Origin of the sequence: Roseovarius faecimaris (genome assembly GCF_009762325.1) — a bacterium.
GTDB classification, from domain to species: Bacteria; Pseudomonadota; Alphaproteobacteria; order Rhodobacterales; family Rhodobacteraceae; genus Roseovarius; species Roseovarius faecimaris.
Map to the genome: position 1 here is coordinate 60,475 of NZ_CP034348.1, position 24,699 is coordinate 85,173.

Annotated in this window: 22 protein-coding genes; 7 read left to right on the forward strand and 15 right to left on the reverse strand. The window is 62.7% G+C overall.

All coding sequences use genetic code 11. The features are described 5' to 3' along the window. Window positions 1-3: 3 nt before the first annotated feature. Entirely contained in the window at window positions 4-354 is a 351-nt protein-coding gene (locus EI983_RS00585) for an ethanolamine utilization protein EutQ (protein ID WP_157705293.1), read from the reverse strand. A gap of 82 nt (window positions 355-436) precedes the next feature. On the opposite strand from EI983_RS00585, the gene EI983_RS00590 reads away from it, so the two are divergent. The 3 genes from EI983_RS00590 (at window position 437) to EI983_RS00600 (ending at window position 3,098) form a co-directional block, all read left to right on the forward strand. Then, window positions 437-1,072 carry a TetR/AcrR family transcriptional regulator gene (locus tag EI983_RS00590; RefSeq protein ID WP_198389350.1) on the forward strand — a complete coding sequence of 212 codons (636 nt, stop codon included), beginning with the start codon at window positions 437-439 and terminating at the stop codon, window positions 1,070-1,072. Next, window positions 1,069-2,622 carry a trimethylamine methyltransferase family protein gene (locus EI983_RS00595; RefSeq protein ID WP_157705295.1) on the forward strand — a complete coding sequence of 518 codons (1,554 nt, stop codon included), beginning with the start codon at window positions 1,069-1,071 and terminating at the stop codon, window positions 2,620-2,622. Before EI983_RS00590 ends, EI983_RS00595 begins: the two co-directional genes overlap by 4 nt. Before the next feature lie 98 nt (window positions 2,623-2,720). Further along, window positions 2,721-3,098 (forward strand): hypothetical protein, encoded by a 378-nt coding sequence (locus tag EI983_RS00600; protein ID WP_157705297.1) that lies wholly within the window; start codon window positions 2,721-2,723, stop codon window positions 3,096-3,098. A gap of 48 nt (window positions 3,099-3,146) precedes the next feature. Here EI983_RS00600 and ald read toward each other — a convergent pair whose 3' ends face one another. Next, a complete protein-coding gene (gene ald / locus EI983_RS00605) occupies window positions 3,147-4,265 on the reverse strand; it encodes an alanine dehydrogenase (protein ID WP_157705299.1) in 1,119 nt (372 codons plus the stop codon). Window positions 4,266-4,401: 136 nt separating this feature from the next. Between ald and EI983_RS00610 the strand changes: the two genes are divergently transcribed. The 3 genes from EI983_RS00610 to EI983_RS00620 all read left to right on the forward strand — a co-directional run bounded on the left by EI983_RS00610 (window position 4,402) and on the right by EI983_RS00620 (window position 6,758). Next, window positions 4,402-4,860: an Lrp/AsnC family transcriptional regulator gene (locus EI983_RS00610; protein ID WP_157705301.1), complete on the forward strand. Its 459-nt coding sequence runs from the start codon at window positions 4,402-4,404 to the stop codon at window positions 4,858-4,860. An 85-nt stretch (window positions 4,861-4,945) separates the two neighbouring features. Next, window positions 4,946-5,941, forward strand: a complete 996-nt coding sequence (locus EI983_RS00615; RefSeq protein ID WP_157705303.1) for a Hint domain-containing protein — start codon at window positions 4,946-4,948, stop codon at window positions 5,939-5,941. A 352-nt stretch (window positions 5,942-6,293) separates the two neighbouring features. Further along, on the forward strand, window positions 6,294-6,758 hold the full coding sequence (locus EI983_RS00620) for a hypothetical protein (protein WP_157705305.1): 465 nt from the start codon (window positions 6,294-6,296) through the stop codon (window positions 6,756-6,758). Window positions 6,759-6,829: 71 nt separating this feature from the next. Here EI983_RS00620 and pnp read toward each other — a convergent pair whose 3' ends face one another. The 13 genes from pnp to hutI form a co-directional block, all read right to left on the reverse strand. Beyond that, entirely contained in the window at window positions 6,830-8,974 is a 2,145-nt protein-coding gene (gene pnp, locus EI983_RS00625) for a polyribonucleotide nucleotidyltransferase (protein WP_157705307.1), read from the reverse strand. A gap of 182 nt (window positions 8,975-9,156) precedes the next feature. Beyond that, window positions 9,157-10,623 carry an aromatic amino acid lyase gene (locus tag EI983_RS00630; protein WP_157705309.1) on the reverse strand — a complete coding sequence of 489 codons (1,467 nt, stop codon included), beginning with the start codon at window positions 10,621-10,623 and terminating at the stop codon, window positions 9,157-9,159. Further along, window positions 10,623-11,645 carry an ornithine cyclodeaminase family protein gene (locus tag EI983_RS00635; RefSeq protein WP_157705311.1) on the reverse strand — a complete coding sequence of 341 codons (1,023 nt, stop codon included), beginning with the start codon at window positions 11,643-11,645 and terminating at the stop codon, window positions 10,623-10,625. The genes EI983_RS00630 and EI983_RS00635 overlap by 1 nt, the downstream gene beginning before the upstream one ends. Before the next feature lie 98 nt (window positions 11,646-11,743). Then, window positions 11,744-13,294, reverse strand: a complete 1,551-nt coding sequence (locus tag EI983_RS00640; protein ID WP_198389410.1) for a TRAP transporter large permease — start codon at window positions 13,292-13,294, stop codon at window positions 11,744-11,746. Further along, window positions 13,294-13,788, reverse strand: a complete 495-nt coding sequence (locus tag EI983_RS00645) for a TRAP transporter small permease subunit (protein WP_157705315.1) — start codon at window positions 13,786-13,788, stop codon at window positions 13,294-13,296. Before EI983_RS00645 ends, EI983_RS00640 begins: the two co-directional genes overlap by 1 nt. Window positions 13,789-13,843: 55 nt before the next feature. Beyond that, the gene (locus EI983_RS00650) at window positions 13,844-14,929 is read right to left on the reverse strand and encodes a TRAP transporter substrate-binding protein (RefSeq protein ID WP_157705317.1); all 1,086 of its coding nucleotides are present in this window, start codon (window positions 14,927-14,929) and stop codon (window positions 13,844-13,846) included. Window positions 14,930-14,955: 26 nt separating this feature from the next. Continuing rightward, on the reverse strand, window positions 14,956-15,609 hold the full coding sequence (locus EI983_RS00655) for a flavin reductase family protein (protein ID WP_157705319.1): 654 nt from the start codon (window positions 15,607-15,609) through the stop codon (window positions 14,956-14,958). 65 nt (window positions 15,610-15,674) lie between these two features. Continuing rightward, window positions 15,675-17,345, reverse strand: a complete 1,671-nt coding sequence (hutU, locus tag EI983_RS00660) for a urocanate hydratase (RefSeq protein WP_157705321.1) — start codon at window positions 17,343-17,345, stop codon at window positions 15,675-15,677. Between the two features lie 11 nt (window positions 17,346-17,356). Beyond that, entirely contained in the window at window positions 17,357-18,502 is a 1,146-nt protein-coding gene (locus EI983_RS00665; RefSeq protein WP_157705323.1) for an acyl-CoA dehydrogenase family protein, read from the reverse strand. Beyond that, the gene (locus tag EI983_RS00670; RefSeq protein WP_157705325.1) at window positions 18,499-19,665 is read right to left on the reverse strand and encodes a CaiB/BaiF CoA transferase family protein; all 1,167 of its coding nucleotides are present in this window, start codon (window positions 19,663-19,665) and stop codon (window positions 18,499-18,501) included. The genes EI983_RS00665 and EI983_RS00670 overlap by 4 nt, the downstream gene beginning before the upstream one ends. Beyond that, complete coding sequence (hutG, locus tag EI983_RS00675; protein ID WP_157705327.1) at window positions 19,662-20,453, reverse strand: N-formylglutamate deformylase; 792 nt, start codon at window positions 20,451-20,453, stop codon at window positions 19,662-19,664. Before hutG ends, EI983_RS00670 begins: the two co-directional genes overlap by 4 nt. 57 nt (window positions 20,454-20,510) lie before the next feature. Next, a complete protein-coding gene (gene hutH, locus EI983_RS00680) occupies window positions 20,511-22,037 on the reverse strand; it encodes a histidine ammonia-lyase (RefSeq protein ID WP_157705329.1) in 1,527 nt (508 codons plus the stop codon). Next, entirely contained in the window at window positions 22,034-23,191 is a 1,158-nt protein-coding gene (gene hutI, locus EI983_RS00685) for an imidazolonepropionase (RefSeq protein WP_425500890.1), read from the reverse strand. Before hutI ends, hutH begins: the two co-directional genes overlap by 4 nt. A 113-nt stretch (window positions 23,192-23,304) precedes the next feature. Here hutI and EI983_RS00690 point away from each other — a divergent pair, with 113 nt between their 5' ends. Further along, entirely contained in the window at window positions 23,305-24,669 is a 1,365-nt protein-coding gene (locus EI983_RS00690) for a formimidoylglutamate deiminase (RefSeq protein ID WP_157705331.1), read from the forward strand. Window positions 24,670-24,699: the final 30 nt, after the last annotated feature.

Genomic DNA, 24,699 nt, shown 5'->3' on the forward strand with positions numbered 1-24,699 from the left:
GGTCTATTCCTCCGCCCAGTTGGTTGGCTGGATGGCATAGAAGACCAGCGCGCTTTCAGCGATATAGGTCAGCTCCGTGCCGTTGGGCAACCAGATGCAATCGCGCGGCGCCGCTGTCAAATCACCCTCTGCGGTGCGAACGGTCACCTCGCCCTCCAGCACCAGAAGCACCTCGTCATATTTCACCGTCCAGGGAATTTCGGCGTTCTCGAACCGGCCGAACCCGGTGCCCAGAAGCGAGCCGTCGCCGCCGCCGATAACCTCGGTCACCTTGGCCATATGGCCGTAATCAAAGCGCGGCGCAAAGTCGAGCTGATCAAACGGCACGACGCGGGCGGGGGTGGTCTTGGTCATGTGTCATCTCCCATGAGGACGGGCGTTGACGGGCACAATACACGCCTGTATGTTTCCATACAACCCTGTTTGGAAACCCTGCATGACCCTGCTTGCCACACCGAAACCCGCCAACCGCCTGACTGCCGCCGATTGGGTTGAAGCAGCCTTGCAGGCGCTCAAGTCGGGGGGGATCGAGGCGGTGCAGATCACCACGCTGGCCAAGGCGCTGGGCGTTACGCGGGGCAGCTTTTACTGGCATTTCGAAAGCCGCGAAGCCCTGACAGAGGCGCTTCTGGCCGAATGGCGCGCGCGCAATACCGGGGTGATGGTCGAGGCGATCCGCGATGTGGCTACGCTTGACGATGGCATCCTTGCGCTCTTTTCGGTCTGGGTCGACCATACCCGTTTCGACCCCGCGCTGGACCAGGCGATTCGTGACTGGGCCCGGCGCGACACCACGTTGAACAACACGGTCAGGGCCGAGGATGACGCCCGTATCGCCTCCATTGCCCGTTTTTTCGAGAGGCAGGGCTACACGCAGCCCGAGGCCTTCATCCGCGCACGCGTTATCTACCTCACGCAGCTCAGCTATTACGCGCTGAAAGTGGATGAGCACGAGAGCCTGAGCGAGCGGAAGACCTATCTCGACGCCTATTTCAAATGCTTCACCGGCCGCGACATCAACCCTGCAACCGGGGCGGCCTTCCTTGCGATGATCGAGAAAGACGCGCCATGACCGCCATGACCACCAAACCCCGCACCGGCGGCCGCCGTGGCCGCGCCGCCAAACGGGCCACTCCGGCCGTCAAGACGTTTGACCGCGCCTGGCGGCAATGGGTGCGCCCCTATGCGCCGGTCGAACAGTTCAGCGCGGATCAGATCGAGGCCATTCACGAGGCATCGCTGACTGTACTGAAAGAGGTCGGCATCCACGTGATGAATGATGAGGCGCGCGCACTTTATGTCTCTGCGGGCATGACAGAGGCGCCGGGCGAGATTATCCGGTTTGACCCCGACGCCCTGATGGAGCTCATCGCCAAAGCCCCGGCCGAGATTACGCTGCATGGTCGCGGCTCTGACCGGCAGGTGACCTTGGGCGGCAAACATGTGGGAATCTGCACCACGGGGGGCACGCCCAACTTCTCCGATCTGCAAGGCGGGCGGCGCCCCGGTACTCTGGCGTCTCTGGATGATTTTTGCCGCGTCTCCCAGGCCTTTGACGTGATCCATATGATCGGCCCCTTCGTGGAGGCACAGGACATCCCGCCTAGCCTGCGCCATTTCGCCATGACCAAATCGGTGCTGACCCTCACGGATAAGGTGCCGTTCGTTTTCTTTCGCGGCACCGAAGCCGTGGCCGACGCCTATGAGATGATCCGCATCGCGCAGGGGCTGAGCCATGAGGAGTTTGCAGAAACACCTTGTAGCTATTCTGTGGCCAACTCCAACTCGCCTCTGATGCTTGATCTGCTGATGTGCCGCGGGATCATCGACGCGGCGCGGGCCGGGCAGGTGATGGTTCTGACCCCGTTCACCTTGTCCGGCGCCATGGCCCCGGTCACGATTCCGGGGGCATTGGTGCAGCAAAATGCCGAAGCACTGGCCGGCCTGAGTCTGTCGCAAATCGTGCGGCCCGGAGCGCCGGTGGTCTATGGCAGTTTCACCTCCAATGTAGACATGAGATCCGGCGCGCCCGCCTTTGGCACTCCGGAATATGTCAAGGCGGCCTTTGCCTCGGGCCAACTTGCGCGGCGCTACAATCTGCCTCTGCGCTCGTCTGGTGTTACCGCCTCCAACGCACCCGACGCGCAGGCGGCCTATGAGATGCAGATGTCGCTCTGGGGTGCACTGATGGGGGGGACGAACCTGTTGTTGCACGGGGCAGGATGGCTGGAGGGCGGGCTGACGGCCTCGGCGGAGAAGTTCATCATGGATGTGGAGATGCTCCAGATGTTCGCGGAGCTGTTCAAGCCGCTGGAGGTCAATGAGGACACGCTGGGGCTGGCCGCGATCAGGGATGTGGGCCATGGCGGTCATTTCTTTGGTACGCAACACACGATTGAGCGGTTTGAAACAGCGTTCTACTCGCCGCTTCTTTCGGATTGGTCCAATTTCGAAAACTGGACTGATCGGGGATCACTCGATGCCACGCAACGCGCCAACCGGATCTTTCACGATACCGTGGCCGCGCATGAACCTCCGCCCCTGCCCGCAGACCGGCTTGAAGAGATGGAGGCGTTCGTCGCGCGGCGCATTGCGGAGGGCGGCGCGGATATCGATCGATAAAATTCGAGTCTCATTTACGCGCAAGCCTGCCCGCGTTTCACGGAATGTTAGGCCCTGACGATCCAGGATGCGGGCACATCCAGATCGGAGGTTAGGGCATGAATGTTTCATCAATCAGCAGTGCGAACAACATGGTGCGGCCTGGCAAGGCAGCCCAATCAGTAGGTCACATGGCCAAGGCGGCGGTCACAGCCGCGAAAGAGGCGGGCGCGGTTCTGCCCAAAAACGCACAGGGCCTTGCCGCCTCGGCGGTGGCGCACGGGGTGGACCCGGCAACCCTGTTCGAGTCGATGATCCCGCCGCCACCCGCTGTGGAAGACACCCCACCGGATGACGGTGCAACCGCACCTGACCCTGACCCGGTGCAAGCGGCTGAGGCAGGATTTGGCGAAGCGGCCACAATCACCGGCGGCGTGACCACCGGTGCCGAGACGGCCTTGGAGCTGCTTCAGGAAAGTGTTGATGTGACGGTATGAGCATGATCTGAGGCAGGCCAGTCACTGGCCTGCCCCGGATCGGCTCAATCAGCCCTTGATCACCATTTGCGGCGAGATCACGTCGATCCCGAGCGCCTTGCCGACCGCGTAGTAGGTCAGCTTGCCCGCATGGACGTTGAGCCCGTTGAGCAGGTGCGCATCATCGGCGCAGGCCTGTTTCCAGCCCTTGTCGGCCAGCGCCAGCATGAAGGGCATGGTGGCATTGCCGAGCGCGATCGTCGAGGTGCGCGCCACGGCGCCGGGCATGTTGGCCACGCAGTAATGCATGATCCCGTCCACTTCATAGATCGGATCGGCGTGGGTCGTTGCCTTGGACGTCTCAAAGCAGCCGCCTTGGTCAATCGCCACGTCCACCAGCACAGCGCCGGGTTTCATCGACGCGAATTGCTCGCGCTTGACCAGCTTGGGCGCTTCGGCACCGGGGATCAGCACCGCGCCGATCACCATGTCAGCCTGGGTCAGATGTTCGGCCAGCAGACCGGCAGAGGAATAGCCGGTATTGAAGGTATGCCCGAACACATCGTCGAGATAGCGCAGACGCGGCAGCGAGCGGTCAAGCACGGTCACATCCGCGCCCATCCCTGCGGCAATCTTGGCTGCGTGGGTGCCGACAACACCGCCGCCGATCACCAGAACTTTGGCCGGACCCACGCCGGGCACGCCGCCCATCAGCACACCGCGCCCGCCATTGGCCTTTTGCAGCGTGTAGGCACCGACCTGCGGCGCAAGCCGCCCGGCCACTTCCGACATCGGGGCCAGAAGCGGCAGACCGCCACGGTCGTCGGTCACGGTTTCATAGGCAATCGCCGTGCAGCCCGACGCCAGCAGATCATGGGTCTGATCAGGATCGGGCGCGAGGTGCAGATAAGTGAAGAGCAACTGGCCTTCGCGTAGCATCTTGCGCTCGACCGCCTGCGGCTCCTTCACTTTCACGATCATGTCGGCGATGGCGAAAATCTCTTCGGCGGTGTCGAGGATATGCGCCCCGGCAGCTACATAGTCGGCATCGGTGAAGCCAGCGCCATTCCCGGCACCGGATTGAACTATCACCTCATGGCCATGGGCCACGGCCTCCTGTGCGGCGTTCGGGGTCATCCCGACGCGAAATTCCTGTGGTTTGATCTCGGTGGGGCATCCGATTTTCATGGGGTTTCTCCTCGCTCCATATGCGGGCAAAATGCCGCAAGCTGCACGCAATTGGATTGAAAATTCATGCAGGATCACGAGTATCTTGCGAAGAATAATGCGTTTGAATAGGATATTGACGAAAGGATTTGCGCGTATGTCCCTCGACTCAACCGATCATCGCTTGCTCGCCGTATTGCAGAAACGTGGGCGTATCTCGAATGCGGATCTGGCCGAGGAGGTCAATCTTTCGGCTAGTGCCTGCCACCGCCGGGTGCACCGGCTGGAGGCGGAGGGCTATATCCGAGGTTATGTCGCCCTGCTGGACGCGCGCAAGCTGGGCGTGCCGGCGACAGTCTTTGTGGAGATCACGTTGGCCACGCAAGCCGACGAAGTGCTTGAGGCGTTCGAGAAGGCGGTGTCGCGCATTCCTGACGTGCTTGAATGCCATCTGACGGCGGGCACGGCGGATTACATCCTCAAGATCGTGGCGGAGAACACCGAGGATTTCGCGCGCATTCACCGCCAGTACCTTACCCGGCTGCCCGGCGTGTCGAAGATGCAGTCGAGCTTTGCCCTGCGTACGGTGGTCAACACAACGGCGCTGCCGGTTTGATTCAAATTCGAACGATGTGACGCGAACAAGGTAAACCAGTTGTTGGTCTTACGATGCCATCCTGTGCGCCTCTTGAGGTACAGGCATGGCAAAAACTTGGAACGCGCTGGATAACGAGTTTGCCGTGTCCAGCGGGAGCAATGTCAATTCTACACCCGGCCGGTCAGATTTCGACTATCCGCCAAGTAGTTCGATCAATCTGGTCATTATCTCCAATGACGGTGATCCGGACCCCAAAACCTTCTCATTGGGTGATACCTACGACATAAGCTGGGACGGCAACGGTGGCGGTGGCAGTATCGAGGACGCCACGGTTGTCCGCAGCGACGAAGCCCCCGCTGGCGGGGGTCTTATCGTGTTCGAGGGGCTCGATCAGAATGGCGAGCTGGTTCAGGTCATCTGGACCCCTGATTTTGACCTCGAAAGCTGGTATTGGGACAGTTTCAACGGAGGCGTTCCACCTCAGTTCTATGTCAGCGATCAGAACAGCAGCTATACGCATACGGTTGTCTGTTTCGAGGCCAGCATGCCAATCTCCACGCCGCGCGGTCACGTCGCGGCGGGTCTTATCCGAGCCGGGCAATCGGTCTGCACTCTCGATGGCGGGCATCAGCCGGTGCTTTGGACCGGGCATATGCGGGCGAAAGGGGTTGGGGCCGCCGCACCGGTGCGCTTTGCGCCCGGAACCATCGGCAATTCGCAGGAACTGATTGTTTCGCAACAACACCGGATCCTGGTGCGCTCGCCCCTGGCCGAGCTACTCTTTGCCTCGCACGAGGTTCTGGTGCCTGCCAAGGCGATGCTGGGCGAACCTGGAGTGACCCTCCAGATCAGACATGACATCACCTATGTGCATCTGCTTCTCGCGCGGCATCACATCCTGAATGCCGCGGGCGCGCCATGCGAAAGCCTCTTCATGGGCACGCGGGCCGATCTCATAACCGCCGGGCGGATGAGCGCCGGGGACCGACATCGGTTCGGCGAAATCGATCATGTGGCTGCGCGCCCCATGCTGACCTACCGTGAGTCACGTTGTATCGTGGGGACACGATTGCCGGAGCCTTGCAGCGCATCGATATGAAAACGGCCCCGGCGTTTCCACCGGGGCCTTAGTGGTGCGCGTTTCCGTGAGTGATGCGCACCAAAAGCATGTGTCAGATACTCGCTACACCGCTTTAGTTATCTTTGTACTAACCTGAACATCACACGCTTCGCTTGTCGTGGACTATCGAGCAAAGCCATGCGCGGTTCATGGGGAAAAAACCGGGGATTCGTCCCGTAAGGAAAACCTTACCTTTTGGGGTTTTGACGTTACGTCAGAATGAATGGCCCGGCTGAGTAGATAAATAATGTCAGCATTTCCGCAATAAAATCGACCAAAGTGCCCGCGCTCAGAAGTTGATCGGCAAAAGCAGCTGTGCCACCAAGAGTGAATGGAAGAGTCAGCAGCCGTCCGCGCGGCGGATCAGTTCTTGAAAGATGTCTGGACCGGCGAGCCACCGACCGTCTCACGGCTGATAGAACTGCTTGATGCGCTGATTGCCAGTTACCACCTGACGACCGAGGCCATAGCCCCAGAAGCAACAACCGATCCGCCAAACAGGGATTGGAAAGCGGTTTACGATCAAACCGCCAAGCGGTTCCCAAATCTGGGTCTGTACCCCATCGCCGACCCGCTGGCTGAGGGTGCTGGCACGTTGATGATGGGTGATGCGATTGATGATATCGCAGACATAACCTCGGACCTTCGGGATGTGGTTTGGGTCGCTGAAAATCACGGAGCCAAATGCGCGGACACTCATTTCAGGCAGCTTTATGTCCATTGGGGCACCCATGCACGTGAGTTGCTTCTGTTGTTGCATGCGAAACAAACCTGGCAACCCTTCGATCATTCCTGACCGGCCCGGAGGCTATGAAAAAAGCCCCGGCGTTTCCACCGGGGCTTTCTCAACTCAAAGGCGGGTGACGATCAATCGTCGTCCTTGTCCTTTTTCTCTTCTTTCTTGGCCTCTTCGCCAGTTTCCTGGTCCACGACCTTCATGCTCAAACGCACTTTGCCGCGATCGTCAAAGCCCAGAAGCTTGACCCAGACTTCCTGACCTTCTTTCAGAACATCCGACGGATGGTTCAGGCGGCGGTTTTCGATCTGGCTGACATGCACCAGGCCGTCGCGCTTGCCGAAGAAGTTCACGAAGGCGCCGAAGTCCACGATCTTAACGACCGTGCCTTTGTAGATGGCGCCTTCTTCCGGCTCGGCCACGATCGCGTGGATCATGTCATAGGCCTTCTGGATCGACTCGTTGTTCGGGCTGGCGATCTTGATCACGCCATCGTCGTTGATGTCGACCTTGGCGCCCGACACTTCGACGATCTCGCGGATCACCTTGCCGCCCGAGCCGATCACTTCGCGGATCTTGTCGGTGGGCACCTGCATCGTTTCGATGCGCGGCGCGTGGATCGAGAAGTCGCCTGCTTCGCTCAGCGCCTTGTTCATCTCGCCGAGGATATGCAGACGCCCTTCCTTGGCTTGCGCCAGGGCCTTCTTCATGATCTCGGGCGTGATGCCCGCGACCTTGATGTCCATCTGCAGCGAGGTGATGCCGTTCTCGGTGCCTGCGACCTTGAAGTCCATGTCTCCGAGGTGGTCCTCATCGCCCAGGATGTCGGTCAGCACCGCGTAGGAGCCGTCTTCTTCCAGGATCAGACCCATCGCAACACCGGCCACCGGGGCCTTGAGCGGAACACCCGCATCCATCATCGACAGCGAGCCGCCACAGACAGAAGCCATGGAGGAGGAGCCGTTCGATTCGGTGATCTCAGACACGACGCGGACGGTATAGGGGAAGTCCGTCGCTGCGGGCAAAACCGCCTGAAGCGCACGCCATGCGAGCTTGCCATGGCCGATCTCACGACGGCCCGGAGGGCCAACGCGACCGGCTTCACCGACCGAGTAGGGCGGGAAGTTGTAGTGCAGCAGGAAGTTCGACCGGTACGTGCCTTGCAGCGCGTCGATCATCTGTTCGTCGTCGCCGGTGCCCAGCGTGGTCACCACGAGGCCCTGGGTTTCACCACGCGTGAACAGCGCCGAACCATGGGTGCGGGGCAGCAGGCCGGTTTCGCAGACGATCGGGCGCACGGTGTCCAGTGCGCGTCCATCGATCCGCTTGCCGGTTTTGACCACGTCACCCCGCAGGATGGACGCTTCGAGCTTTTTCATGGCCGAGCCAAGATTGGCGTCTTCCAGTTGCTCTTCACTCAGCGCTTCTTTGATCGCCTCGCGGGCGGCTGCAACAGCGGTGGTGCGCTCTTGCTTGTCGGTGATCGCAAAGGCTGCGCGCATCTGCTCTTCGCCTGCTGCTTTCACGGCAGCGTAGAGATCCGCATAGTCCGGCGGCTGGAAGTCGAACGGCTCTTTCGCGCTTTCCTCGGCCAGCGAAATGATCAGGTCGATCACCGGCTGGATTTGCTCATGTGCGAAAGTCACGGCGCCGAGCATTTCGTCCTCGGTCAGCTCATAGGCTTCCGATTCCACCATCATCACGGCGTCCTTGGTGCCGGCGACGACAAGGTCGAGGCGCTGGTCGGGGTTGTTGCGCAGCTCGTGCATGTCCTCGACCATCGGGTTGAGGATGTAATCGCCATCCTCGAAGCCCACGCGGCAGCCCGCGATCGGCCCCATGAAGGGCGCGCCCGAAATGGTCAGCGCAGCGGAGGCAGCGATCATGGCCACGATGTCGGGATCATTGACGAGGTCATGGCTGAGCACGGTGCACATCACCAGCACTTCGTTCTTGAACCCTTCGACAAACAGCGGACGGATCGGACGGTCGATCAGGCGCGCGGTCAGGGTTTCCTTCTCGGTGGGCCGGGCCTCACGCTTGAAGAAGCCGCCGGGCACTTTACCGGCCGCATAGTATTTTTCCTGGTAGTGCACGGTCAGGGGGAAGAAGTCCTGACCGGGTTTGGGTTGCTTGGCAAAGGTGACGTTGGCCATCACGCTTGTCTCACCCAGAGTGGCGATGACCGAGCCATCCGCCTGACGGGCAACCTTGCCCGTTTCCAGTGTCAGCGTTTCCTCGCCCCACTGGATCGATTTTTTCACTTCGTTGAACATCTGTCGTCTTTCTCGTTGGAGGCGCTCTCGGGCGTATCCCGAGTCCTCCCATTTCACTGGCGGCCCCATTGCCGCCGACCCCAATCATTCCTTCATGTGCCCGGGGTCCGGGGCATCACGTCTCAGATGGCCGGGCCATACAGGAGTTTGGGTTCAATTGAAAGCAGAGACTTCTGTGCCGGTTACAGGCCGGGTGCGATGTGGCGCAGGGTCTCGGCGGCTCGTTCGATATCCTGACCGAGAGGGCGATCCTGCTGCAGCATGGCCACGTCGGCGCGGATCGCGCTGTGCAGGGTCTTTACCACCGGGCTGAGCCTCTCTGGTGCGCGCAGGTCAATCGCCTGCGCGGCGGCCATGGCCTCGGTGCCCGCAAGCAGGTGAAAGGCGCGCATCTGGTCGATGAGTTTGGCCGCGGCCAGCGGGGTGAGGGCGGCGACATCCTCGACAGTGTCCGACACCGGCGCAGGGTCGAACACCACCGGCATTGCATGGCGACGGATCTCGGCCAGAAGCGAGGCGCAGGTCTTTTGCATCGGCACCATCCCGGCGCTGGCTCCGCCGATGGGCGAAAGGTATTTCGGCAGGCCCGACAATTCGGGGTTCATCAGCTTTTGAGTGCGTTGCAGCGAGGCATGCGCGGTCATCGCCATCGCAAGGCTCACGCCCTCCAGCGCCAGCGCCAGCGCGGGCGCGTGGTAATGCCCGGTCGAGGCCATTTCTCCACCATCCAGCACGCTTGGGCTGTCGGCCCCGGCATTGGCCTCGTCCTCCCAGATCGCAATCGCGCGGGTGAGGGCATCTTCGGCCGCTCCTGTGACGGTGGCGACAAGCCGGAAACTCAGGCTTTCCTGCACCCGACGCGGGGTATCCTCGCACCCCTCGAGCCGGGTGCGGAACCAGGTCGCGGCCTGCTGTTGACCCGGTGCGGGCCGCAGCGCGTTGATATCCTCGCGCAGGATCGTGCGATTGGCGCCGTAGCCAGCATAGCTGAGCAGGACCGCCGCCTTCGCCATGTCGAGCCCCTGCCGAGCGGCGTGCAATGCCAGGGCGGCGCGGGCGGTCGAGAAGGCCCCTGTATTGCAGAGCGCCAGAGCGTCCTTGGGTTGCAGCGGCGGTGCGCTCGTCGCGGCTTGCGCCAGCGCCTCGCTTGCAGGCAGCCGCGCGCCCTTGTGCCAGAGCTGCCCGTGACCCAGAAGCGCGTTGGCCCAGACCGCATTCACCGTCAGGTCGGCGGCCCCGATCGAGCCGAACTCGGGCACCACCGGAGCAAGCCCTGCATTGTAGACTGCAAGCATGTGCTCGACCGTCTCAAGGGACAGCCCTGACCGCCCGGCAGCCGCAGACAGAAGCCGCGCCAGCAGCATCGCGCGCCCGGTGATCTCGGGCAGGGCCGGGCCGGTGGCCACGCTGCGCCCATCCACAAGCTGTTGCTGAAAGGCGGGGATGTCCTCAGGCGGAATGCGATGGGCAAGGTTGCCGCCCAGCCCGGTGTTCAGTCCATAGACCGGCGTATCGGACGCCGCCAGCTCTTCCACCGGGCCGCGTGCATCGATAATGCGCTGGCGTATGGTCTCGGGCAACTCAAGCGGCGCATGGCTTTTCAGCGCGGCGCAGAATTGGGCAAGGGTCACACGCGCCGAGAGGTCCATCACCAGAACCTCAGCCGCTGGCCAACGCCCAGCCGCCTGGCCTTTTCCAGCATCATATGGCCCAGCGCGATATCCGAGAGCGACAGGCCACGATGCCAGAAGAGGATCGTTTCCTCCGCGCTTTCGCGCCCCGGCTTCTTGCCCGCCACGATCTCACCAAGCTCCGCATGTAACGTCTCAGCGGTCAGTTTGCCTTGGTCAACGTGCTCGCGCAGAGCACCGAAAATGCCACGCGCCTGACCCCAGTCGTCCATCACCACCTTGGCCATGATATCGGTCAGGTTCAGCTCGACCGCCGACATGGTGCCGTAGGGGATGACAAGCGCGCCGGGCTTGATCCACTCGGTCTTGAACAGCGGCGTGGGCTGACTGAGGCGGCTGGCCTCGACCATGATATCCGCGCCTTCGAGGCAGCTTTGCCAGTTGTCCGTCACGATGATCTTGCGGCCCAGATCGGCCTCAAGCTGGGCGGCAAAGGCCTCGCGACTTTCGGGGCGGCGGGAATGTACGCGGACCTCGTCAAAGTCGAAGAGATGGCACAGGAGCCGCACATTCCAATAGGCGGTGCCGCGCGCACCGATGTGGCCCAGGACCTTCGGCTTGTCTGGCGCGAGATATTTGGCCCCCAAAGCGGTGACCGCCCCGGTCCGCATCTCGGTGATCCCGGTCGCGTCAACGATGGCCTTGGGCGCGCCCATGCGCGGATCAAAGAGGGTCAGCAGGCCGTATTCGCTGGGCCGGTCCTGTGTGTAATTGTCCACGAAATCGCCGACGACCTTGGTGCCTGCGCTGTCGATCTCGCCGCCGATCCAGCCACGCAGCACGTTGAAATGCCCCTCGACCCCGGCGCGGGGGCGGATATGCATGCGGGGCTCGATCGAGGTGTCGCCCGCGCCCTGCATCCTGAGACCATCCTCGACCGCGCTGAGGATTTCGGCATCGGTCAGGTGCAGCGCCTCCACATCGAAGCGGTTGAGATAGTCCAGATAGACGGGCGGGGTGTTGGTGGGAGGCTGCGACATGGGGCACCTATGTGGCTGTCTTATGTCTGGACATAAGCATGGAACACAGTTTGCGGCAATGGTTCTGGCGATAGAGAATTTTCTGCGAAAATTCTGGGTCAGAACACGACTGACGGCAACCAGGTGGCCAGTGCCGGGACGGCCCAAATCGTGGCGATTCCGAGTATTTGGAGAACAATGAAAGGTGCGACGCCGCGATAGATCATGCCGGTGGTCACGCTGTCGGGGGCGGCCCCACGCAGATAGAAAAGCGAAAAGCCGAAAGGCGGCGTGAGGAAAGAGGTTTGCAGGTTGATCGCGATGAGGATGGCGAGCCAGACCGGGTCATGCCCCATGAGGATGAGGATCGGGGCCAGAAGCGGCAGCAGGATCACCGTGATCTCGACGAAATCGAGGAAGAAGCCCAGCACGAAGATCAGAGCCATGGAGAAGATCAGAGCGCCGGTGGCTCCACCGGGCATCTGTTCGAGAATATGCGCCACGCGGTCCTCACCCCCCAGTCCCACGAAGACGAGAGAGAAGACGGAGGCCATCAGGATGGTGGCAAAGATCATCGAGCTGACTGTCATGGTGGTGGTGACGGCGCTTGCAAGGATCTTCTCGGTATGGAGCTTTCGCAGCGAGGCGAGGATTGCCGTGAATCCCAGCAGGGCGAGCGCGCCGTAAAGCAGGCCGAGAGCAAGCGCGCCCGCACCGGCATCCGAACGTTGCAGGCGCACGGGGGCGAGGCCGGCTGCGACCGCGAGCACAAGCAAGGCGGCGGCTCCGGCTAGGATGAGTTTCTTGTTCACCCCTTGCCGTGCCCCTGCCATGAGAATGGCCCCGATGGCCCCTACGCTGGCGGCTTCGGTCGGCGTGGCGATACCGCCCAGGATCGCGCCCAGAACGGCGATGATCAGCACCACGGGAGGCACGATGGCCCCGGCCACCTCGGCCCAGTGCGGGCGGCCCTCGGGGGTGGGGGCGGGCGGCATGTCCTGCGGGCGGACAAGGCCCCGGCCCAGCACATAGAGGATGTAGATGGCCACGAGGGTGAGCCCCGGGATCAGCGCACCGGCGAAAATTTGGCCGACAGAGATGGTTTCAACCGAGAACTTGCCTTGCTCATACTGCGCCTGTTGATAGGCCGAGGACATGACATCCGACAGGATGATGAGGAGCGTCGAGGGCGGGATGATCTGCCCGAGCGTACCGGCTGTGCAGACCAGCCCGGAGGCCAGGCGCGGGTCATAGTCCGTGCGCAGCATGGTGGGCAGGGCGATGAGGCCCATGGCGATCACCGTCGCCCCGACGATGCCGGTGGAGGCCGCGAGCAGGGCGCCCACGAGGATCACCGAAATCCCGAGCCCGCCGCGCAGCTGACCAAAGAGGCGGCCCATCGTATCCAGCAGGTCTTCGGCGATATGCGACCGCTCCAGAATCACGCCCATGGTGACAAAGAGCGGAATGGCAATCAGCACGTCATTGGTGAGCACGCCAAACACCCGTTGGCCCAAAGCGCCCAGCAGGCCGATCTGCATGGCACCGGTAGCCCAACCAAGATAGGCAAAAGCAATGGCCGTCCCGGCAATGGCAAAGCTCACCGGGAAGCCAAGCAGGATCGCCCCCATCAGCGCAGCAAACATAAGCAGGTCGAGATATTCTGCGATCATGTGCGGAGCCTGACGATATTGCGCATCAGACACGCCAGCGACTGGATGAGAAGCAGAATACAAAAGGCCGGGATCAGCGTCTTGAGCAGGAAGACCGCCGGGATGCCGCCGACCGAGATCGCGCCCTCATAGATCGCCCAGGCATTGCGAACGGACGGAAAGGACCAGTAGAGCAACGCCAGCATCGACGGGATCAGCAGGACGATATGGCCAAACACATCAATCCGCGCCTGACCGCGCGGGCTGGCTTTGGCCTGAAAGATATCAACGCGCACATGGTCATCGACCAGAAGCGTATAGCCTGCCCCCAGCATGAAGAGCGTGGCATGCATGTAAAGCACGCTTTCGTTCAGCGCGATGAAGCTGATGCCATAGACATAGCGCAGCACAACGATGCCGAATTGCACCAGCACCATCGCAATGGCGAGCCAGCGCACGATGCGGCCCACCATGCGATTGATAGTGTCGAGGTGATCCGCCAGTCGTTCCATGCCCCAGCCCCGTTTGAAGCGGTCCGGCAAAGCTGCCGGACCACCCTTGTCTTGATCAGTACCCCAGCACTTTCGCACGGGCGTTCATCTGGCCGTTATCCGCATAGACCATGTAGCGACCGATGCTTTCGCGATAGGCCACGAAGCTTTCCGCGATGCGCTGAACCAGTTCATCCTCGTCGTCGCGCAGTTTACCGATCACCGTATCGGCGGCCTTGCCCATCTCCATCACGATGCTTTCCGGCAGTTCGCGGACCATCACGCCTTCTTCGGCAACAAGCTTTTCAAGCGCGCGGGCATGCTTGGTCTCGTACTCGGTCCAGACGTCGTTGTAGAGGCTGGAACAGGCCGTCGCGACCACCAGCTTGAGGTCATCGGAGAGCGCGTCATAGGCAGCCGCGTTTACACCGCATTCCTCGGCCGAGGACGGCTCACCGATGCCGGGCCAGTAGTAGTTCTTGGCGATCTGGTGATAGCCGAGCGCCGAGTCTGTCCACGGCCCGATGAATTCGCCGGCATCGAGCGCACCGGACTGCAGCGCCTGGAACATCGCAGGGCCAGACATCGCCTGTACCGCCATGCCGATTTCGGCACACATTTCCGAAGCTAGGCCGGTGGAGCGATATTTCATGCCCTTCAGATCATCCACGGAATTGATCTCATCCCGGAACCAGCCGAACCACTGCGGGCCGGAATTGCCGCAGAGGAAGGGCTTGATGCCGAAGCGGCCATACATCTCATCGTAAAGCGCCTGACCGCCGCCTTGGACCATCCAGCCCACTTGTTCATCCGCGCGCAGGCCGAAAGGCTGCGAGCCGAAGAGCAGGATACCCTTGGATTTGGAGCCCCAATAGGCGGGCACCGCGTGATAAAGATGCGCCGTGCCTTCGGAAACGGCATCAAACACACCGCGACCCGGCACGATTTCACCGGCAGCGTGCAGTTTCACTTCAAGCCGCCCGCCTGACAGCGTGGTGATTCTGTCAGCCAGTGTCTGAGCGGCCACCCCCGGCCCGGGCAGGTTCTTGGGCCAGGCGGTGACCATGGTCCATTGGGTGATGTCCTGGGCAATTGCCGGGCTGGCCAGCGCCGCCCCTGCCGTGCCGATGGCCCCGGCCTTGATAAAGTCACGTCGTTTCATCCGTTATCCTCCGTGTTGAAAATCATTCAGCTCTTGCCTTCCAGCCCGTCTGCCTCTGCTTGGCTGGCACCGGGGATGCGCATCTCAAACACCTCGCGCACCACGGTGTAGTCATAATATCCCATTCTTGCGATGGGCTGGATTTTCGCAATGTCCATCTTGCCGTCGGGCTGGATCATTGCGTCATCCACCCGGATCCGTTCGACCCGGCCATAGACCACATCGACAAACCCGCCGGGCGTGTCCTCGGGAAGCCGATGCGTGGCGATGTGGCGGCACTCGAACTGCGCCGGGCTTTCGGCCACATAAGCGCCCGGCGCCTCGGTGCAGGCGGCCTTGGTCACGCCCGCCCGCTCGAACTCATCCACGTCGCTGGTAACGGCCATGGCGCTGATATTCACTGCTTCGCGCAGGTCCCAGGTGGCCATGTTCCAGACGAACCAGCCGGTTTCCTCGGCATTGACCACCGTGTCCTTGCGTCGCCCGTCGGCGTGCTGATTGGCGGCAAACATCACCATCGGCGGATCGTAGGTCAGGTTCTGCCACTGGCTGTAGGGGGCGAGGTTGTGAACCCCGTCCTTGCTGATCGTCGACAGCCAGCCAATCGGCCGCGGCACGGTGCAGCTCTTGAACGGCGAAAAGGGCAGGGGGCAGGGCTCATGCCCCGGTGCGTATTCCATCTGGTTTCCTGTCTCAGCGTAAACTCAAATCTTCATCCCGTAGGGTGCGTGATTTCACGCACCAATCACCCCAAAATTCCCGGCAAGTTCAGCCCATGCTCGCGGGCGCAGTCAATCGCGATGTCATAGCCCGCATCCGCATGGCGCATCACGCCTGTGGCCGGATCGTTCCAGAGCACCCGCTCCAGCCGCCGGTCCGCGTCCTCGCTGCCATCGCAGCAGATCACCATGCCCGAATGCTGCGAGAAGCCCATGCCAACCCCGCCGCCATGATGCAGGCTCACCCATGTCGCACCTGACGCTGTGTTCAGCAGTGCATTCAGCAGCGGCCAGTCCGACACGGCGTCTGAGCCATCTTTCATCGCCTCGGTCTCGCGGTTGGGCGAGGCGACCGAGCCGCTGTCGAGATGGTCCCGTCCGATCACCACCGGGGCCTTCAACTCGCCATTGCGCACCATCTCGTTGAACGCAAGGCCCGCCCGGTGCCGCTCTCCGAGGCCGATCCAGCAGATCCGCGCGGGCAGACCCTGAAAGGCAATACGCTCCTGTGCCATGGCGAGCCATTGATGCAGATGGGTGTCCTCGGGAAAGAGCTCCTTCATCTTGGCGTCGGTCTTGTAGATATCTTCCGGGTCGCCCGACAGAGCACACCAGCGGAACGGCCCCACGCCGCGGCAGAAGAGTGGGCGGATATAGGCCGGCACGAAACCGGGGAAGGCAAAAGCATTTTCCAGCCCCTCCTCCAGCGCCACCTGCCGGATGTTGTTGCCGTAATCCAGCGTCGGTACGCCTGCGTTCCAGAAATCGACCATCGCCTTCACATGCACTTTCATGCTTGCGCGGGCCGCTTTCTCCACCGCCTTCGGATCGCTCTCCTGTTTGGCGCGCCATTCGGCCACGGACCAGCCTTGCGGCAGATAGCCATGCACCGGGTCATGGGCGCTTGTCTGGTCGGTCACGATGTCCGGGTGCACGCCGCGTTCCACGAGTTCCGCAAACACATCCGCCGCGTTGCCGATCAGGCCCACTGACTTTGCCTCGCCCGCCTTTGTCCAGCGGTCGATCATCTCAAGCGCCTCATCGAGCGTATGTGCTTTCTCGTCCAGATACCGTGTGCGAATGCGGAAATCGACGCGCGTCTCATCGCATTCCACCGCAAGACAGCACGCACCGGCAAAGACCGCGGCCAGAGGCTGTGCGCCGCCCATACCACCCAGGCCGCCGGTCAGGATCCACCGGCCCGTGAGGTTGCCATCGTAATGCTGCCGCCCGGCCTCGGCAAAGGTCTCGTAAGTGCCCTGCACGATCCCCTGCGTGCCGATGTAAATCCAGCTTCCGGCCGTCATCTGGCCATACATCATCAGCCCTTTCTTATCGAGCTCGCTGAAATGGTCCCAATTGGCCCAGTGGGGCACGATGTTGGAGTTGGCGATCAGCACCCTTGGTGCATCCTTGTGGGTCTGGAAAACCCCCACAGGCTTACCCGACTGCACCAGCAGCGTCTGGTCCTCGTCCAACCCCTTCAGCGTGGCGACGATCCGGTCGAAATCTTCCCAGGTCCGTGCCGCGCGGCCGATCCCGCCATAGACGACCAACTCATGCGGGTTCTCGGCCACGTCCGGGTGCAGGTTGTTCATCAGCATGCGCATCGGCGCTTCTGTGGTCCAATGCTTCGCGGTGATCTCGGCCCCGGTATCGGGATAGATGTCGCGGGTATTGTGACGCGGATTGGTCATTGCATATCTCCTTAATGGGCGAGCAGATGCCCGGCGATGATGTTGCGTTGAATCTCGGAAGATCCTTCGTAAATGCGCATGATCCTGAGGTCGCGGGTGATCCGCTCGATCGGGAAATCTCTTGTGTAGCCATAGCCGCCATGAATCTGCAGCGCCGTATCGGCCACCATATCGGCCACTTCTGAGGCCTTCAGCTTGGCCATGGCCGCAGCTTTGGAAAAGCGGTGACCAAGGCTGCGCTGGCGTGCTGCGTCCAGCGCCATGAGCCGTGCGGCCTGCAGCTCAAGCGCCATGTCGGCGAGCATCCAGCGAATGCCCTGTTTGTCGCTGAGCGCCTCACCGCCGATAACGCGTTCCTTGGCATAGTCCTTTGCTGCATCGAGCGCGGCCTGTGCCATTCCGATACATTGCGCCGCCACTTCCACGCGGCCATTGTCGAGCACCTGCATCGCGGTTTTGAAACCCTGACCCGCCTCGCCGACAAGAGCGGTGTCGGGCAGGTGGCAGTCGAGCGAAAGCGAGAAGACATGCCCGCCCTTCAACCCCATCGTCCGTTCGGGCGGCCCGGCTTCGAAGCCCGGTGTGCCTTTGGGCAGGAGGAACGCGCTGATGCCGCGGTGCCGTGCATCCGGGTCGGTGACGGCAAAGACCACGATGAAATCCGCGACACCGCCATTCGAGATAAAGCACTTGTTGCCTTTGAGGTGCCAGCCGTCCCCGGACCTTACGGCCCGTGTCCGCATATCGGCCGGATCGCTGCCCGCCGTCGGCTCGGTCAGGGCAAAGGCACCCAACATATGGCTTGTCGCAGCCTTGGGCAGCCACTCGGCTTTCTGCGTATCTGTTCCGCCAATGAGGATCGCATCCGTGGCAAGGTAGTGCGCCGTCAAGGCCGATGCGGTCGAGCCGCAACCTCCCGCCACGATCTCGACCGCGCGCAGGAGCGCCAACGCAGACACGCCAGAGCCGCCATGCTCCTCGGGCAGGTTCGCGCCCAGCATCCCGGCCTCGGCCAGGGTGGCCAGCTGTTCGTGCACGAAGGCCGCACTTTCATCGGTCTCCGCCGCCCTGGGCGCGATCCGTTCCTTCACGATCCGCTCCAGAACGTCGCAGAACAGACGCTCTTCCTCGCTCAGCATGTGCCAAATGTCGCTCATGCGATCACACCCTTTTCCTTTAGCTCTGCGAACCGCTCCGCATCCACCCCACAGAACTCGGCAAGCACTTGCGCCTGATCCGCGGCCAACCCCGGAGCCGCGCGCGTCGCCAGCGGTTTCTCTCCGTCGAACCAGACAGGTTGCCCGACAACCGGGCGCTCACCTTGCTGAACGAGGTTGCGGGCCGTCGCATGAGGGCTGGTGCTGGCCTGCGCGATGTCCCAGATAGGCGCGCTGGGAAGTCCGGCTTCGGCCAGCGCCACCATTGCCGCCTCGGTGCTCTGGTTGCGGCTCCAGGCCTCGATCATGGCCTTCAGCTTAGGCTCGTTCTGCGTACGCGCCTCGTCGGTTGCATATCGCGCATCCTCGGGCAGTTCCGGCTGTCCGATGAGCTGCGCAAGCCGGGCAAATTGTGCCGGTGTCAGCACGGCGATCACGACTTGTCCGTCCTGCGTGGCAAAACAGCCAAACGGTGTGGAAAGCGGGTGGCGGTTGCCCACGCGCGCCGGCAATGTGCCGCCATAGAAATGCAAGGCATGGCTGGTGGTCAGCAACGAATAGAGCGCATCATACATGGACACATCGAGCACGGTGCCCTGTCCCGTGCGACCGCGCTGCACCAGCGCCGCGAGGATCGACCAGCTGCCAAAGAGCCCGCCCAAAAGGTCGGCCACCGACTCGCCCGTCTTGAGCGGTGCGCCACCATCCTCGCCCGTCGCCGCCATAAGTCCCGACATGGCCTGCACCACCAGATCATAGGCAGGCAAATCGCGAAACGGCCCTGTCTGGCCAAACCCGGAGATCCGCGCATAGATCAACCCCGGATTGGCCTCGCGCAGAATCTCCGGGCCCAGCCCGATCTTCTCGGCGACGCCGGGCCGGAAATTCTCGACCAGCACGTCACATTTACCGGCGATCTCGCGCGCAAGAGACAGCCCTTCGGAATCTTTCAGGTTCAGCGCGATGCTGTGCTTGCCCCGGTTGTTGAGATGAAAGAGCGCGCTTTCACCATCGAGAAAGGGCCCGATATGGCGATAGTCGTCGCCCCGCGCAGGCTCCAGCTTGATCACCTGGGCGCCAAGGTCAGCCAGCAGCGCAGTGCAATAGGGCCCGGCAAGCACTCGCGTGAGGTCAAGCACCCTGATCCCGTCCAGTGGTTTCATGTCGATTGCGCCCGCGCCCAGGCGTCAAGCCCTGCCAATATGTCCTTGAGATGCACCCTGAGCCTATCTGCGCGATCGTGGAGATATGGCCAGGGCGGGGCCTCGTCCATGTAGGTTGATTGCGCCAATTCCATCTGGATCGCGTGCCATCCGTCGTCCGGCCGCCCGTAATGCCGCGTGGTCCACCCGCCCCTGAACCGGCCATTGGTGACAGAGCTGTATCCCGCCGCCCGCCCGCAGGCCGTTTCCACCAGTTCGGCTATGTCGGGCGCACAGGTCACGCCATCATTCGTGCCGATGTTGAAATCCGGCAGTACGCCCTCGAAGAGGAACGGGATACGAGAGCGTATGGAGTGGCAGTCGTAGAGCACTGCCACCCCATGCGTTGCGCGCACTCTTTCCAGTTCACTTTGCAAGCTGGCGTGATAAGGCGCGTGGAATAACTCCCGGCGATACTCTACCTCGCCGCCAGAAGGCGGCACAGACCAGATCTCCTGACCGTCGAAATCCGTCATCGGGACAAGCCCGGTGGTGTTCTGACCCGGATAGAGGCTCTGCCCGCTCGGGTCACGGTTGGCGTCGATCACGTAGCGATGGAAGGTCGCGCGCACTGTGGTGACACCCTCCAGCAAACCGTCATAGAGCTTGTGGATGTTCCAGTCGGTATCGGCCAGCGCCCGACCCGTTTCATTCAGCTTTGCCCGCACGTCAGCAGGCACATACGTCCCCGTATGCGGCAGGCCCAGCACAATCGGCCCGTCGCCCTGCACCACCTCAACCGGCTGCATGGCACCCCCCTGCTTCTTCCTGGAAAAAGTCCTCATTCGACACTGGTCGCATCGCGCTTACAACTCCATGCTCAGGCCAGCGGCAGCGACCAGATCGCCCTCCCGGATCATCACGGCCGCAGAATGCAGATCGGGCGCCAGGTACCGGTCCGCTTCCAGCACGGGCACCGCCTGCCGCAGCCGTGCGACAACCGCCTGCAAGGGGGGGCTTGTCTTCAGCGGTGCGCGGAAGCCGACGCCCTGCGCGGCGCATATCGCTTCGACCCCCAGAATGGTGTTCAGGTTCTGCACCATCCGGCTCAGCCGCCGCGCGGCATGTGCCGCCATGCTCACATGGTCCTCCTGATTGGCGGAGGTCGGCGTGCTGTCTGTCGTGCAGGGATTTGCCAGGTGTTTGTTTTCGCTCATCAGGGCGGCGGTCGTCACCTCGGCAATCATCAGGCCCGAATTCAGCCCCGGCTCTGGTGTCAGGAAAGGGGGCAGATCGAAGCTGAGCGTCGGGTCCACCATCAGCGCGACGCGCCGCTGCGCGATTGCACCAATCTCGGCCACCGCCATGGCGATCTGATCGGCGGCAAAACCCACCGGCTCGGCGTGGAAGTTCCCGCCCGAGACAATCCGCCCCTCACTTACCAGCACCAGAGGATTGTCGGTGACGGCGTTGGCCTCAACTTCCAGCACCTCGCCCGCCCGGCGCAGCAGGTCCATCGCCGCGCCGGTCACCTGTGCCTGACACCGGATGCAATAGGGGTCTTGCACTCGTGTGTCGTCCTCGCGGTGGCTCTCGCGGATTTCGCTACCCTCCATCAACGCCCTCTGCGCCCGCGCCGCTTCGATCTGACCACGGTGACCGCGCAGGGTGTGTATCTCGTCCACTAGGGGTGCCGTCGATCCCATGATCGCATCGGTCGAGAGCGCAGAGGTGACAATCGCGCCCTGCGCCGCGCGCCATGCGCCCCACAATCCGACCAGCGCGCATGCTGTAGAGAATTGTGTGCCGTTGATCAGCGCCAGCCCTTCCTTTGGCCCCAGCTCGATCGCGGAGAGCCCCGCCGCGCGCAAGGCGTCAGCTGCAGTCACGCGGTCGCCGTCATAGGTCACCTCGCCCTCGCCCATCATCGCCGCTGCCATGTGTGCCAGCGGGGCAAGGTCGCCCGATGCGCCCACGCTGCCCTGTTCGGGGACCACCGGGATCACACCCGCTGTCAGCATATCTTCGATGAGCTGCACGGTGGTCCAGCGCACGCCAGACGCCCCCCGCCCAAGCGACATGAGCTTGAGCACCATCATCAGCCGCGTTGTGGCCTCGTCGAGCGCATCACCCACGCCACAGCAATGCGACAGGATCAGGTTGCGCTGAAGCTGCGCGGTGTCCCTGGCCGGGATCTTGACCGAGGCAAGCTTGCCGAAGCCCGTGTTCACGCCATAGACGGCGTCTTCTCCTGCTGCCGCGCGCGCCACCAGATCGGCCGCGGCCTCGACCCCCGGTTTCACCGAGCGGTCAAGCGAGACCGCCAGCCGCCCTCGCCAGATGCGTTCCAGCTGCGCCAGCGTCACCGCGCCCGGTATCAACACCTCGCTCACGGCTTGCCTCCAAAGATACGCCTGTTCAGCGGGTTGAAGCCAATCCGATACGATAGCTCCGCCGGATGCTCCACGTCCCAGACCGCCAGATCGGCGCGCTTGCCCGGCGCGATCACGCCGCAATCGGTCAGCCCCAATGCCTGCGCGGCGTTGCGTGTTACCCCGGCCAATGCCTCTTCGGGTGTCATCCGGAAGAGTGTGCATCCCATGTTCATCGTCAGAAGCAGCGAGGCCAGAGGCGATGACCCCGGATTGCAATCCGTGGCCAGGGCCATCGGTACGGCATGCGCCCGGAAGGCCTCTATCGGCGGGGCCTGGGTCTCGCGGATCGTGTAGAAGGCTCCGGGCAGGATCACGGCAACAGAGCCCGCTGCGGCCAGCGCGCGGGCATCCGCCTCATTGGCATATTCCACGTGATCCGCCGACAACGCGCCGTAACGCGCGGCAAGTTGCGTGCCGCCAATATGGCTGAGTTGCTCGGCATGGAGTTTCACCGGCAGGCCCAGTTCTTTCGCCCGCGCAAATACCGGCTCGATCTCATCCACAGAGAAGGCGATCCCCTCGCAGAACCCATCTACCGCATCGGCAAGGCCCTCTGCATGGGCGGCTTCCAGTGCGGGCAGGCAAACCTCACGGATATACTCGGCCTTGCGCCCGTCATACTCTTTCGGCAGGGCATGCGCGCCCAGGAACGAGGTCTTCACCCGCACGTCCCGCGCGCCCTCGATGGCCCGTGCCGCGCGTAACATCTTCAGCTCGGTGTCGATGTCGAGGCCATAGCCTGACTTGACTTCGATCACCGCCGCACCCTCGGCGATCAGCGCATCGGCAAAGCGCAGGGCCCCGGCCAGAAGCTCGGCCTGGCTGGCCGCGCGCGTGGCCGTAACGGTCGAGACGATCCCGCCCCCGGCCCGCGCCACTTCCTCATAGCTTGCACCGTTGAGGCGCATTTCAAACTCGCCCGCGCGGTGTCCGCCATGGACGATATGCGTGTGGCAATCGATCAGCGCAGGCGTGATCAGCCGCCCTTGCATATCCTCGCCCTCGTCTGCTTCGGCAGGGCACTCCGTATCGGGGCCGACCCAGGCGATCCGCCCGTCCTTCACCCACAGCGCGGCCTGGCGCAGCAGCCCGTAGGGCGCGCCATCCCTCATGGTGGCAATCGTTGCATTTCGCAGCAGCATCGCGGTCACTATCATCTTGCGTCAAAGGGTCGTTCAGATTATTATGTCTATACATATTAATCGAGTCAACACGGGAATTGGATATGGACACGATTTGGGCAAAGACGGCCCTGCTGCCCGCGGGATGGGCCGAGGATGTGACGGTTTCGCTGGATGCGAGCGGGCGTATTGAATCCGCGGAACCGGGCACAGCGCCCGGGGGCGTCCGCGTCGGCATCCTGCTGCCCGCACCGGTCAATGCCCATTCCCATGCCTTTCAGCGCGCCATGGCGGGCATGACTGAACGCCGCGGCCCCGATCCGCGCGATACGTTCTGGACCTGGCGGCAACTCATGTACCGGTTCCTCGATCGGCTGACGCCCGAACAGGTACAGGCGATTGCAGCCTTGGTGCAGATGGAAATGCTGGAGGCGGGCTATGCCACCAATGTCGAGTTCCACTATTTGCATCACCAGCCCGGCGGCATGCCCTATGACACCCTTTCGGAAATGGCGCAGCGGATCGTAGCGGCGACAGAACAGACCGGGATCGGCCTTACCCTGCTGCCGGTTCAATACCAGTTCGGCGGCTGCGACCGGTCCGGACTGGGCCCCGGGCAGATCCGCTTTGGCAACGACCCCGAACGCTTTGCCCGGCTGGTCGAGGAGAGCCGTGCAGCGATCAGCGGCCTGCCCGCCGATACGGTGCTTGGGATTGCGCCGCATAGCCTGCGCGCGGTTGCCCCCGAAGACATTCGACGCGCGCCCGAGCTGTCAGGTAGAGGCCCGGTCCATCTGCACCTCGCCGAGCAGGTCAAAGAGGTGGAAGAGGTCTCGGCCGCCTGGGGGGCGCGGCCGGTGGAATGGCTGTTGGACAATGTCGAGGTCAGTGACCAATGGTGCCTGATCCACTGCACCCAGATGGAGCCGCATGAGACCACCGGCCTTGCGGCCACCAGCGCGGTTGCGGGGCTTTGCCCGATCACCGAATCGAGCCTGGGCGACGGTATCTTTGACGGTGTGCGCTGGCTGGCCGCGGGCGGCTCGATCGCGGTGGGGTCTGACAGCAACATCCGCATCTCGCTGTCGGAAGAGTTGCGCACGCTCGACTATTCCCAACGCCTGCGGGACCGTTCCCGCGCCGCGCTGGCCACGCCCGAACACTCCACCGCACGCCGCCTGCTTGAAGCGATCTGCGCAGGTGGGGCCAGGGCTGCTGGACGCGAAACAGGGCGGATCGCCCCAGGCATGTGGGCCGATCTCATGGCGCTCGATGCGGAGCATATCGACCTTGAGGGCCTATCCGGTGACATGCTGCTCGATACCTGGGTGTTTGCCGGGGATGACCGCAAGGTGCGCGATGTCTGGTCTGCGGGCCGCCACCTTGTCATTCAGGGCCGCCACCGCGCCCGTGACGCGATCGAGGCCGCCTATCGCCGTGCCATGGCTCCGCTGCGGGACGCTCTGTAACACCCGTCCCGGATCAGGTCCGGGGCGCGC

Excerpts from the sequence above, each read along its gene's own strand:
- EI983_RS00630 (WP_157705309.1), bottom strand. The coding sequence starts at position 10,623 with ATGGACCTCTCGGCGCGTGTGACCCTTGCCCAATTCTGCGCCGCGCTG.
- hutI (WP_425500890.1), bottom strand. The coding sequence starts at position 23,191 with ATGAGGGATGGCGCGCCCTACGGGCTGCTGCGCCAGGCCGCGCTGTGG.
- EI983_RS00670 (WP_157705325.1), bottom strand. The coding sequence starts at position 19,665 with ATGAAACCACTGGACGGGATCAGGGTGCTTGACCTCACGCGAGTGCTT.
- pnp (WP_157705307.1), bottom strand. The coding sequence starts at position 8,974 with ATGTTCAACGAAGTGAAAAAATCGATCCAGTGGGGCGAGGAAACGCTG.
- EI983_RS00665 (WP_157705323.1), bottom strand. The coding sequence starts at position 18,502 with ATGAGCGACATTTGGCACATGCTGAGCGAGGAAGAGCGTCTGTTCTGC.
- EI983_RS00690 (WP_157705331.1), top strand. The coding sequence starts at position 23,305 with ATGGACACGATTTGGGCAAAGACGGCCCTGCTGCCCGCGGGATGGGCC.
- EI983_RS00615 (WP_157705303.1), top strand. The coding sequence starts at position 4,946 with ATGGCAAAAACTTGGAACGCGCTGGATAACGAGTTTGCCGTGTCCAGC.
- EI983_RS00645 (WP_157705315.1), bottom strand. The coding sequence starts at position 13,788 with ATGGAACGACTGGCGGATCACCTCGACACTATCAATCGCATGGTGGGC.
- EI983_RS00655 (WP_157705319.1), bottom strand. The coding sequence starts at position 15,609 with ATGGAATACGCACCGGGGCATGAGCCCTGCCCCCTGCCCTTTTCGCCG.
- EI983_RS00585 (WP_157705293.1), bottom strand. The coding sequence starts at position 354 with ATGACCAAGACCACCCCCGCCCGCGTCGTGCCGTTTGATCAGCTCGAC.
- EI983_RS00620 (WP_157705305.1), top strand. The coding sequence starts at position 6,294 with ATGGAAGAGTCAGCAGCCGTCCGCGCGGCGGATCAGTTCTTGAAAGAT.
- EI983_RS00650 (WP_157705317.1), bottom strand. The coding sequence starts at position 14,929 with ATGAAACGACGTGACTTTATCAAGGCCGGGGCCATCGGCACGGCAGGG.
- hutG (WP_157705327.1), bottom strand. The coding sequence starts at position 20,453 with ATGCAGCCGGTTGAGGTGGTGCAGGGCGACGGGCCGATTGTGCTGGGC.
- EI983_RS00595 (WP_157705295.1), top strand. The coding sequence starts at position 1,069 with ATGACCGCCATGACCACCAAACCCCGCACCGGCGGCCGCCGTGGCCGC.
- ald (WP_157705299.1), bottom strand. The coding sequence starts at position 4,265 with ATGAAAATCGGATGCCCCACCGAGATCAAACCACAGGAATTTCGCGTC.
- EI983_RS00590 (WP_198389350.1), top strand. The coding sequence starts at position 437 with ATGACCCTGCTTGCCACACCGAAACCCGCCAACCGCCTGACTGCCGCC.
- EI983_RS00635 (WP_157705311.1), bottom strand. The coding sequence starts at position 11,645 with ATGTCGCAGCCTCCCACCAACACCCCGCCCGTCTATCTGGACTATCTC.
- EI983_RS00600 (WP_157705297.1), top strand. The coding sequence starts at position 2,721 with ATGAATGTTTCATCAATCAGCAGTGCGAACAACATGGTGCGGCCTGGC.
- hutU (WP_157705321.1), bottom strand. The coding sequence starts at position 17,345 with ATGACCAATCCGCGTCACAATACCCGCGACATCTATCCCGATACCGGG.
- EI983_RS00610 (WP_157705301.1), top strand. The coding sequence starts at position 4,402 with ATGTCCCTCGACTCAACCGATCATCGCTTGCTCGCCGTATTGCAGAAA.